Consider the following 11,098-nt stretch of genomic DNA (forward strand, 5'->3'; position numbering starts at 1 on the left):
CTTCGAGCTACTCTCCCACATGAAGGGCGGAGCCTCCATCGAGGTCCTCCTCAATCTCGCGCTCGGCGAAAATGCCGACATCGCTCAACAGGCCGCCGACGTCCTCAAGACCCAGGTTTTCCTCTACGATGCCGATACCGCACGCCTCGAAGCCGCCTTCAAAGCTGGCAATCCCATCGCCAAGGACATCCTCGAAAGCTACGCCGCCGCCGAGTTCTTCACCAAGCTCCCCGACGTTCCGGAGGAAGTCCAGATCGTCACCTTCATCGCCGGTGAAGGCGACATCTCCACCGACCTCCTCTCCCCCGGCAACCAGGCCCACTCCCGCTCCGACAGAGAACTGCACGGCAAGTGCATGATCTCACCAGAAGCCCAGAGCGCCATCCAAGCCCTCCAAAAGCTCCACCCCGACAAGAGCGTCATGCTCATCGCGGAAAAAGGCACCATGGGCGTCGGCTCGTCCCGCATGTCTGGGGTCAACAACGTCGCTCTCTGGACCGGTAAACCCGCCAGCCCCTACGTTCCCTTCGTCAACATCTTCCCGATCGTCGCCGGAACCAACGGCATCTCCCCCATCTTTCTAACAACTGTTAGCGTCACCGGCGGCATCGGCATCGATCTCAAGAACTGGGTGAAAAAAACCGATGCCGATGGCAACACCGTCCTCAACGAAAGTGGCGACCCGGTGTTGGAGCAAGTCTACTCCGTCGAGACCGGCACCGTCCTCACCATCAACACCAAGGACAAGAAGCTCTACAGCACCGACGGCAAAGAGCTCGTCGACATCTCGTCAGCCCTCACCCCTCAGAAGGTCGAGTTCATCAAGGCCCAGGGCTCCTACGCCATCGTCTTCGGAAAGAAGCTCCAGACCTTCGCCGCCAAAACTCTCGGCATCCCACAGCCCACCGTCTACGCCGCCTCCAAAGAGATCTCCCACGCAGGACAAGGCCTCACCGCCGTGGAGAAAATCTTCAACCGCAACGCCGTCGGTACCACCCCGGGAGTCACCCTCCATGCCGGTTCCGACGTCCGCGTCGAAGTGAACATCGTCGGATCCCAGGACACCACCGGCCTCATGACCGCCCAGGAACTGGAAGCCATGGCCGCCACCGTCATTTCGCCGGTGGTCGATGCCGCCTACCAATCCGGCTGCCACACCGCATCCGTCTGGGATAAAAAAGCGCAGGCCAATATCCCGAAACTCATGGCCTTCATGCAAGGCTTCGGCCTCATCACCGCACGCGACCCACAGGACCGCTACCACCCGATGACCGACGTCATCCACAAAGTCCTCAACGATCTAACAGTCGACGACTGGGACATCACCATCGGCGGCGATTCCCACACCCGCATGTCCAAGGGCGTCGCCTTCGGAGCCGACTCCGGAACCGTCGCCCTCGCGCTCGCCACCGGAGAAGCCACCATGCCCATCCCCGAGTCCGTCAAAGTCACCTTCAAAGGCGAGCTCAAGCCGCACATGGATTTCCGCGACGTCGTGCACTCCACCCAAGCCCAGATGTTGAAGCAATTCGGCGACAACGTTTTCCAAGGACGCATCATCGAAGTCCACCTCGGCACCCTCTCCGCCGACAAGGCCTTCACCTTCACCGACTGGACCGCCGAAATGAAGGCCAAGGCCTCCATCTGCATCTCCCAGGACGCCACCCTCATCGAATCCCTGGAAATCGCCAAAGGCCGCATCCAGATCATGATCGACAAGGGCATGGATAACGAAGGCAAAGTCCTTCAAGGCCTCGTCGACAAAGCCAACAAACGCATCGACCAAGTCCGCAGCGGCGAAAAGCCACCACTCGCCCCGGATGCCAACGCCAAATACTTCGCCGAAGTCGTCGTCGACCTCGATGAAATCGACGAGCCGATGATTGCCGACCCCGACGTCAACAATGAGGACGTCTCCAAGCGCTACACCCACGACACCATCCGCGCCCTCTCTTACTACCAGGGCGAGAAAGAAATCGACCTTGGTTTCGTCGGTTCCTGCATGGTTCACAAAGGCGACCTCAAGATCGTCTCGCAAATGCTCCGCAACCTCGAAGCCCAGCAAGGCGAAGTGAAATTCCACGCCCCACTTGTCGTCGCCGCTCCGACCTACAACATCATCGACGAGCTCAAAGCCGAAGGCGACTGGGACATGTTGGAAAAGTATTCCGGCTTCGTCTTTGATGACAGCGCCCCCAAGCAAGCCGCCCGCACCGAATACCAAAACATGATGTATCTCGAACGCCCCGGCTGCAACCTCTGCATGGGCAACCAGGAAAAAGCCGCCAAAGGCGACACCGTCATGGCCACCTCCACCCGCCTTTTCCAAGGCCGTGTCGTCGAAGACTCCGAGCGCAAAAAAGGAGAATCCCTGCTCTCCTCCACCCCCGTCGTCGTCCTCTCCGCCATCCTCGGCAGAACCCCGAATCTGGAAGAATACAAGACCGCCGTCCAAGGCATCCCCCTCACCCAATTCGCCCCACCCGTAGGCGAGATGGTTGCTTCGTAATATGGAGAAGGAGTTTGAAACTCCTTCCGCCAAACCCCAAGGCCATCCCACCCCTCTTCCACCACAAAGGACTTAAAAAGTCCTTCTCCATATGTTCCTCGATCCTCACAAAGACATCGAGAAACACAAAGGCAACTTGCCCCACTGGCAGCAGGGCTCCACTTGGATCTTTGTCACTTGGCGACTCGCCGACTCCCTTCCCAAATCGGTCGTCGAAAAACTCCTCATCGAGAAAATGCAGTGGGAGGAATCCCACCCAAAGCCGTGGAGTGCCGAAGAGCAAAAAGAGCACAATCGCCTCTTCACCCTCCGCTTTGAATCTCTCCTGGACGAAGCCCACGGCAGCTGCTTTCTCCGCGACCCCGCCATCAGCCAAATCGTCGCCGCCGCCTTCCATCACTTCAACGGCCACCGCTACCAACTCGACTCCTACGTCGTCATGCCGAACCACGTTCACGTGCTTTTTCAGCCCCTCGGCGAGCATCCGTCGGCTGATATCCTCCACAGCTGGAAACGTTTCACCGCCCGCGAGATCAACCAGACGCTCGAGCAAACCGGCCAACTTTGGCAGCATGAATCCTGGGATCGACTCATTCGTTCCTACAAGCACTTCGCCTGGGCCCGAAACTACATCGAAAGAAACCCCGCCAAACTCTCTCCCGGAACCTACAAGCTCTGGCAATATGGAGAAGGAGTTTGAAACTCCTTCCGCCAAACCCCAGCGCCATCCCACCCCTCTTCCACCACAAAGGACTTAAAAAGTCCTTCTCCATATTCCCGGGAGACGCCGCAGTCATTTTGCAGTAGGCTCGCGCCATGGACACACTTCGCACCTTTACCACTGGCTCCGGAACCGAAGGAAAATTCCACTCGCTTCCCGCCCTCTCTGACCAGGGCTTCCCCAATCTCTCCAGGCTCCCGGTCTCGATCCGCATCGTCCTCGAGTCCGTGCTGCGAAACGTCGATGGTCGCAAGGTCACCGAAGAAGACGTCCGAAACCTCGCCAACTACAACGCCCAGAACCCCGGCGATTACGAAATCCCTTTCACCGTCGCGCGCATCGTCCTCCAGGACTTCACCGGAGTCCCTCTGCTCGTCGATATCGCCGCGATGCGCGATGCCGCCGTCGCCCGTGGGGCCGATGCCTCGAAAATCGAGCCACTCGTTCCGGTCGACCTCGTCGTCGATCACTCCGTCCAAGTCGACTTCTCCGGTTCCCAAATGGCGCTCAATCGCAACATGCAGATCGAGTTCATCCGCAACCGCGAACGCTACGAATTCCTCAAGTGGGGCCAGCAGGCTTTCGACACGTTTGCGGTCGTTCCTCCCGGCATCGGCATCGTTCACCAGGTGAACCTCGAGTATCTCGCCAAGGGTGTGCTCAGTAAAAAATCTGAAATCTCAAATCTGAAATCAGAAATCTACTACCCCGACACCCTCGTCGGCACCGATTCCCACACCACCATGATCAACGGCCTCGGCGTCGTCGGTTGGGGCGTCGGTGGCATCGAAGCGGAAGCCGGCATGCTCGGCCAGCCCGTCACCTTCCTCGTTCCTGAAGTCGTCGGCGTTTACCTCCACGGCCAACTCGCCGAAGGCGTCACCGCCACCGACCTCACGCTCCGCGTCACGGAAATTCTCCGCAAACACGGCGTCGTCGGCAAGTTCGTCGAATTCTTCGGCCCCGGCGCCGAAGCCCTCTCCCTGCCCGACCGCGCCACCATCGCCAACATGGCCCCCGAATACGGCGCGACCATGGGCTTCTTCCCGGTCGACGCCGAAACGATCAACTACCTCCGAGGCACCGGCCGTTCCGAGGAACTCTGCACCACCGTCGAGAACTACTACAAAGCCCAGGGCCTCTTCGGCATCCCCGACAAAGGCGACTGCGATTACAAGGACCTTCTCGAACTTGATCTTTCGACGATCGTCCCTTGCGTCTCCGGACCGAAACGCCCTCAGGACCGCATCGACATCCCCGCCCTTGGCGAAAAGTTCAACACCCTCTTCACCGCCAGCACTGGCGACGGTGGTTTTGGCATGAGCCCGGACGAGCGCGACACCACGATCGCCGTCAACATGCCTGAGCCTGCTGGATACGCCGTCGGATCCTTGCTTGAGAACGTCAATGGCAGGGCCGCGACCGACAAGGCCGAGATGACCACCAATCGTCCTACTCCAAACATCGTACTTGCCAAGGAAGCCTTCGACGCGATCGACACCAACCTTCGCCATGGTTCAATCCTCATCGCAGCCATCACAAGCTGCACGAATACCTCAAACCCAAGTGTCATGCTCGCCGCCGGATTGCTGGCCAAGAAAGCCAACGAAAAGGGCCTGACCATCGAACCCTTCGTCAAAACCTCCCTCGCCCCCGGCTCACGCGTCGTCACCGATTACCTCGACGTCACCGGCCTGAGCAAGGAACTCGACCAGCTCGGCTTTGAAACCGTCGGCTACGGCTGCACCACCTGCATCGGCAACTCCGGACCGCTTCACCCGGCGATCGAAGGAGCCATCAAGGAAGGCGACCTCGTCTGCGCCTCCGTCCTCTCCGGCAACCGCAACTTCGAAGCCCGCGTCCACGGATCCATCAAAGCGAACTTCCTGATGTCGCCGCCACTCGTCGTCGCCTACGCCCTCGCCGGCCGGGTCGATCTCGACCTCACCACCGAGCCACTCGGCAACGACACCGACGGCAAACCTGTTTTCCTCAAAGACCTCTGGCCGACCCAGGCTGAGATCAAAACCCAGCTCGAAGCCGCCTTGAAGCCCGAAGTTTACAGCAAGCTCTACGGCAGCGTCGATACCGCCAATCCCAAGTGGGCCGAAATCAACGGCTCGACCGGCGACACCTACGAGTGGGACGAAAAATCGACCTACGTCCAATCGCCGCCCTTCTTCGAAACCAAGGTTGGCGGCAGTGAAGACATCCTCGACGCCCGTCCGCTCGGCATTTTCGGAGATTCGGTCACCACCGACCACATCTCCCCCGCGGGCGCGATCAAACCCACCTCGCCCGCCGGCAAATACCTCCTCGAAAACGGCGTCGAAAAGGCCTCCTTCAACTCCTACGGCGCACGCCGTGGCAACGACCGCGTGATGACCCGTGGCACCTTCGCCAACGTCCGTATCAAGAACCTCCTCTGCCCCGGCATCGAAGGCGGATACACCCAGTTCTTTGGAGCTTCCGAGGTTGCTGCGCCCGATCAGGAAATCGCCACAGTGGCCGGTGCAAAGCCCACCTTCATCTACGATGCCTCGATGGCCTATCAAGCCGAAGGAACCAGCCTCATCATCATCGGCGGCGAGGACTACGGCATGGGTAGTAGTCGCGATTGGGCCGCCAAGGGAACCCGCCTTCTTGGAGTCTCCGCCGTCATCACCAAAAGCTTCGAGCGCATCCACCGCTCGAACCTGATCGGCATGGGAGTGCTTCCACTGAACTTCGTCGACAAAACCGACTACGACATAGTCAAAGACCTCACCGACGCGACTTTTGACATCGTCGGTATCGCTGGCGAACTCAAGCCCATGCAGAGCGCGACCCTCGTGGTGAAGTCCGGTGAAAACAGCTTCAAGATCCCCCTCAAGGTCCGCCTCGATACCCCCGCCGAAGTCGATTACTACAACGCCGGCGGCATCCTGCCCTACGTGCTCGACCAGATCCTCGCGTGAGAAGGGAAAACACTCCCGTCTGCCGAATCGATCTCAGAGCCGCTTCCCAATCAGGGCAAGCGGCTCTTTTTTATTCCCCTGCAACCGCTCGAATCTCGTCCCATCGTAATTCCGGCACGGAGCCTGCAGACATTGGTGCCCGACAAACGACATCCTTCAGCGCGAACCCAACCCGCACGATCCCATCCCGGGCGCCGCTCCTTGATGGTTGACGAGCGGCAAGGTCGGTCGTGATAACTCCTCACACCACAGGCCCATGGCATCAATGAATCCGATCCCCGAAAAAGCGCCGCCCTGTGAGGGTGGAAAATTCAGCCTGGCAAAACTGGCCCTGCTTTCGCTCTTCACCGGTGCCGGAATCGGTCTGGTGATCGGATGCTTCCGGATGGCCTTGGATTTCCTGAACACCGCTCGCACGGACTCGATTGCCTGGGCGCACCAGTGGCCGGTGCTGGGCTTCGTTCTGGTCTGTGCCACGGTCGCCCTCACCACCGCGTTTGCCGCCTGGCTGGTGCAGCGTTCCGGGCAACCTGCGGCCGGCAGCGGCATTCCGCACGTCGAGGCAGTGATTGAGGGCAAGTTGCCTGCTGCTCCGATTCTGCTGCTCCCGATCAAATTCATTGGCGGCCTGTCGGCGATCGGAGGAGGTCTGGCGCTCGGCCGGGAAGGACCCAGTGTCCAAATCGGGGCGAACCTGGCCGAGTTCTGGGGAAAGATCTTCCGGCTGTCGGGCACCGATCGCATCGCCCTTTTCGCCGCAGGTTCGGGGGCCGGGCTGTCCGTGGCCTTCAATGCGCCGATGGCCGGAGCGATCTTCGTGCTCGAGGAACTGGTGCGCCGATTCGATACTCGAATCGCCATCGCTGCGCTAGGCACCTCCTGTTCGGCGATTGCGGTCGCGTCGCTGATGCTCGGGCAGGAACCCGATTTCAAGGTGGCGACGCTTCCCAACCCAAGCTTCTGGACCGGGCCGATCTTTGCCTTGCTGGGAATCCTGGCAGGACTGGCAGGGGTCGCCTACAACCGCTTGATTATCCGAACCTGTGCGCTTTTTGACGGAATGACCCGTTGGCGACCGGAGCTCCGGGCGCTCTTCATCGGGGCACTGGTGGGAGCGATCGCCTGGTTTGGCCCGCACCTGGTCGGCGGCGGCGATATCATTTCCCAGAAGGCTCTTGTCGGTGGCATCGGACTCAGCGCCTTGCCCCTCATCATCGCCGTTCGCCTGGTCCTCGGCCCCCTGTCCTACGCTGCGGGCACGCCGGGTGGGCTGTTCGCGCCCATCCTGGCCTTGGGTGCGTGCATCGGCCTGGGATTCGGTTTGTTGTGTCCGCAGTTCGTGGCGGATTCCGGTGCGACCCCGATCACCTTCGTGATCGCCGGCATGGCAGCATTTCTAACCGCAACAGTCCGGGCGCCCATTACCGGAATGATCCTGATCTTCGAGATGACCGGTGCCTTCAATCAGGCCGTGCCGATGCTTTGGGCCTCTTTCGCCGCAATGACCGTTCCCACCTTGATGGGCAACTCGCCCATCTACGATTCCATGAAGGCCCGCACCATCGGCGTGGCCAAGACCATGCAATGACGAGCAGGCTGGACCAGTTCCGATGCTGTCTGCTTCACCGCCACATCGGTTCCCCCCGGCATGCTACCGCGACGCCCTGCCCATGCCCCTCGCCATCCGTCTCTTGATCGAAAACCGAATCCTGTGAGCGCCGGCCATCTAACTCGCCTTGGAGATGGGGATTTTCCTGCCTTCCGTCGGCCGACCGGGCCGCTGTGCGTAGGTCTCCTCAAGCTCCAGATTTCTCGCTGCCACCTGTTCGTCGGCAAGCTGGATTTCCCGGATGAACTCCATCGCCAACGGTGAGAGGGCACGGTCCTTCAGATGGAAAAGCGCAAACGAAGTCGTCAGCCACGGTTCGTCCACCGCCAGTGCCACCATCCGTCCGGACCTCAATTCCTCCTCCACCATGGAAAACGTGAAAAAACCTACCAAATCGGACCCATGCACCAGCGTTTTGAGCAGATCATTGTCCTCACAATGAACGGCCGGATCGAATCCGTTCTTCAATCGGGAAGCCGGAAGCATCTTCGAGAGAATGCGCGGTGGGACCCTGGCTGAGACCGCCACCGGCCACTCCAGGATCTTCTTGAGCGTGAGATTCCCGACATCAAGCAGCGGGTGGCCTCTCCTCACCATCGGAGTCCCCTTATGGCAAGCGAGCGGCAGGCATTCCAAGTTCCCGTCCCTTACTTCGCTCGCCTCACAAATCGCGAATTCCACCCGCCGTTCCCGCAGTTTGCGAATGGCATCCACCCAATGATCCACGATGATGTCGAAGTGCAATTCAGGCTGTTTCCTGCTTAGGGACGCCACGGCGGGACCCAGGACCATTCCCGCGGCATAAGGTCCCGCCGCCACCCGGAGCCTCCCCTCGCCCCCCTTCCCCAGACCGCCAACCTCGCGCATCAGGTCGTCAGTCTGCCCGAGAATTGCCTTCGCCCGCTTCAAGAGCAGCTGCCCGGCGTCGGTCGGCTCCACACCACTGCGCATTCGCTCGAACAAGGGCAGGCCCATTCGTTCTTCCAAAATCTGGATATTCCGGGTTAACGACGGCTGACTCATGTGCAATGCCGCCGCCGCCCGGGCGAAGTTTCGATGCTCGGCCAGGACGAGCGCGTATCCGAGATGACGAAGTTCTACCACGATACGCTTTACGTATTACAGCCATAGCCATTTATCAATTCCCTTCTCCTTGGGAAATTGAGTAGAACGTGATCCTTGGGAACAATAATGCCACCGATCCCCGCACTGTTTTCCCTAAGGAGAACCAGAAAATACACAAATACAATGAACCATAGTCCCTCAAAATGCAGGCTGTCGTTACTGGCAGCAGGCGCCGCGCTGCTTGGCGTGATCAATCCCGCCCACGCGCAGGATAAGAAACCGAACATCCTGTTCATCATGGGTGACGACATCGGCATCATGAATGTCGGAGCGTACCATCAAGGCCTGATGGTCGGCGAGACACCGAACATCGACCGCTTAGCTGCGGAAGGAGCGAAATTCATGACTGCTTATGCGGAGCAGAGTTGCACCGCCGGGCGCACCGCGTTCGCAACTGGCATGAATCCGCTGCGTGCAGGGATGATCATGCCGCAGTTGCCCGGCTCCACCTCCTCGCTGTTGCCAGGCACTCCGCATATCGGCAGATTTTTGCTCGATCTTGGCTACAGCACGGGCGAATTCGGTAAGAACCACTTGGGTGATAAGCCCGCTTCACTACCGACGGCCCATGGCATCCAGGAGTTCTGGGGTTACCTGTATCACCTCGATGCGATGCAGGGAGTCAGCTTCCCGGATATCAACAAGACCCCCACCGAGCAGACTGTTGTGGCGCCGTATAAGAATCTACCCATTCCCGGCATTCCGGAAGTTCCCGGTGCCATCACTCCCGAAGAGGGGATTGGCATGACTCCACCTCGCCCCGTCCTCTGGTTGAAATCCTCCGACGGCACGGAGGCAAACCAATCCGGCACGGACGAAGGTCCGCTCACCCTCGAACGCTCGAAGACGATCGACGAGGAAATTTCCGCCAAAGTCATCGACTGGCTCGACCGCAACGATCCCGACAAGACCGGCAAGCCGTTCTTCTGCTGGTACAACCCGGCCCGCATGCACATCACCACCATGTTGTCACCGAAGTACGAAGCCATGCTTGGCGTGAAGGGTGGCAAGGATTGGGGCATCAACGAAGTCGGCATGAAGCAGATGGACGACAACATCGGCTACGTTTTCGACAAGCTCGAAGAAATGGGCGAGATGGACAACACCATCATCGTTTTCACCACGGACAACGGGGCCGAAGTCATTACTTTCCCTGATGGTGGCGTTACGCCGTTCCGCGGCGGCAAGCTCACCACCTGGGAAGGCGGCATGAGAGTCCCGTTGCTGATCCGTTGGCCCGGAGTCATCAAGCCGGGTATCGTCAAGGCCGGGATCATCTCGCTGCTTGATTTTGTGCCTACCCTCGTTGATATCGCCGGCGGTGCCAAAGGCGACGAACTGAACAAGCAGATCATGGCCGGCAAGTACCCTGGCATCGTGAAAACCAAATTGGACGGCATCAATCAACGTGCCTACCTGGAAAGCGACGAAACGGGCGATTCTGCACGCGACTACCTGTTCTACTACAGCGGCACTCACCCTTCGGCAGTGCGTTTCAAAAACTGGAAGATGTATTACGCAATGGCACCTTCTACACCTGAAGGTGGCCTGTTGGGAGTTCAGAATTTTCACTGGACGCAGGTTTGCAACATCAAGCGTGATCCATTCGAAGGTTCCGTCATGAATGAAAACACCTTGATGGGCATGACCGGCGCATTGGCAGCACCCAGCACGGCGTACCTTTACGACTGGAACCTACTCCCGATCGGACAGGCAATGTGGTTGAAGGAGCTGATGAGCTACAAGGAATTCCCGGCCCTGCAGAGTCCGTCGAGTTACAACCTCGATCAAATCATTACGCAGATGCAGGAATCGAATACCGGCAGCCACGCGGGCCACTAACCGGGTCGTTCCGGTGCACTAGCACTTCGATCATGAACCACGCGGGCCGGCTCCTCACGGAGGCGGCCCGCGAATTCATCACCGAAACGCCAGTATACGCAGACTCAGACTGGATATTGAACAGGAGCAAACGGAAAGAACGGAGATGAGAAATCCATTCTCTGTTTCCTCATCACCTCCTGTTCAAATCTTGTATTTTCATCCCGCGAATTCATCACTGAAACTAGAGAATTCACCATGGTAACGGCGTCATCAAACATCGCCCTACTGGTCCTTACCATTTCGGGCCTAACCACCGCCTTTCGCCGAGCGCGAGTATGCCTACGGTCCGGCGC

The 11,098-nt window shown here is 59.2% G+C and carries 6 protein-coding genes; 5 read left to right on the forward strand and 1 reads right to left on the reverse strand.

The genetic code is table 11. The annotated features are described in order from the left end of the window. The 4 genes from WBG04_RS05760 to WBG04_RS05775 form a co-directional block, all read left to right on the forward strand. A partial coding sequence (locus WBG04_RS05760) for a bifunctional aconitate hydratase 2/2-methylisocitrate dehydratase (protein WP_424313427.1) occupies window positions 1–2,509 on the forward strand: 2,509 nt, incomplete at its 5' end. 91 nt (window positions 2,510–2,600) lie between these two features. Further along, the gene (locus WBG04_RS05765) at window positions 2,601–3,209 is read left to right on the forward strand and encodes a transposase (protein WP_424313428.1); all 609 of its coding nucleotides are present in this window, start codon (window positions 2,601–2,603) and stop codon (window positions 3,207–3,209) included. Window positions 3,210–3,325: 116 nt separating this feature from the next. Then, entirely contained in the window at window positions 3,326–6,187 is a 2,862-nt protein-coding gene (locus WBG04_RS05770) for an aconitate hydratase (protein WP_424313429.1), read from the forward strand. A gap of 256 nt (window positions 6,188–6,443) precedes the next feature. Beyond that, on the forward strand, window positions 6,444–7,775 hold the full coding sequence (locus WBG04_RS05775) for a ClC family H(+)/Cl(-) exchange transporter (protein ID WP_424313430.1): 1,332 nt from the start codon (window positions 6,444–6,446) through the stop codon (window positions 7,773–7,775). A gap of 138 nt (window positions 7,776–7,913) precedes the next feature. On the opposite strand, the gene WBG04_RS05780 is transcribed toward WBG04_RS05775, so the two are convergent. Continuing rightward, entirely contained in the window at window positions 7,914–8,900 is a 987-nt protein-coding gene (locus WBG04_RS05780; RefSeq protein WP_424313431.1) for a LysR family transcriptional regulator, read from the reverse strand. 144 nt (window positions 8,901–9,044) lie between these two features. Here WBG04_RS05780 and WBG04_RS05785 point away from each other — a divergent pair, with 144 nt between their 5' ends. Next, entirely contained in the window at window positions 9,045–10,763 is a 1,719-nt protein-coding gene (locus tag WBG04_RS05785) for an arylsulfatase (protein ID WP_424313432.1), read from the forward strand. Window positions 10,764–11,098 lie beyond the last annotated feature (335 nt).

The sequence above is a fragment of the Haloferula sp. genome, from assembly GCF_049672945.1.
Taxonomy (GTDB): Bacteria; Verrucomicrobiota; Verrucomicrobiia; order Verrucomicrobiales; family Akkermansiaceae; genus Haloferula.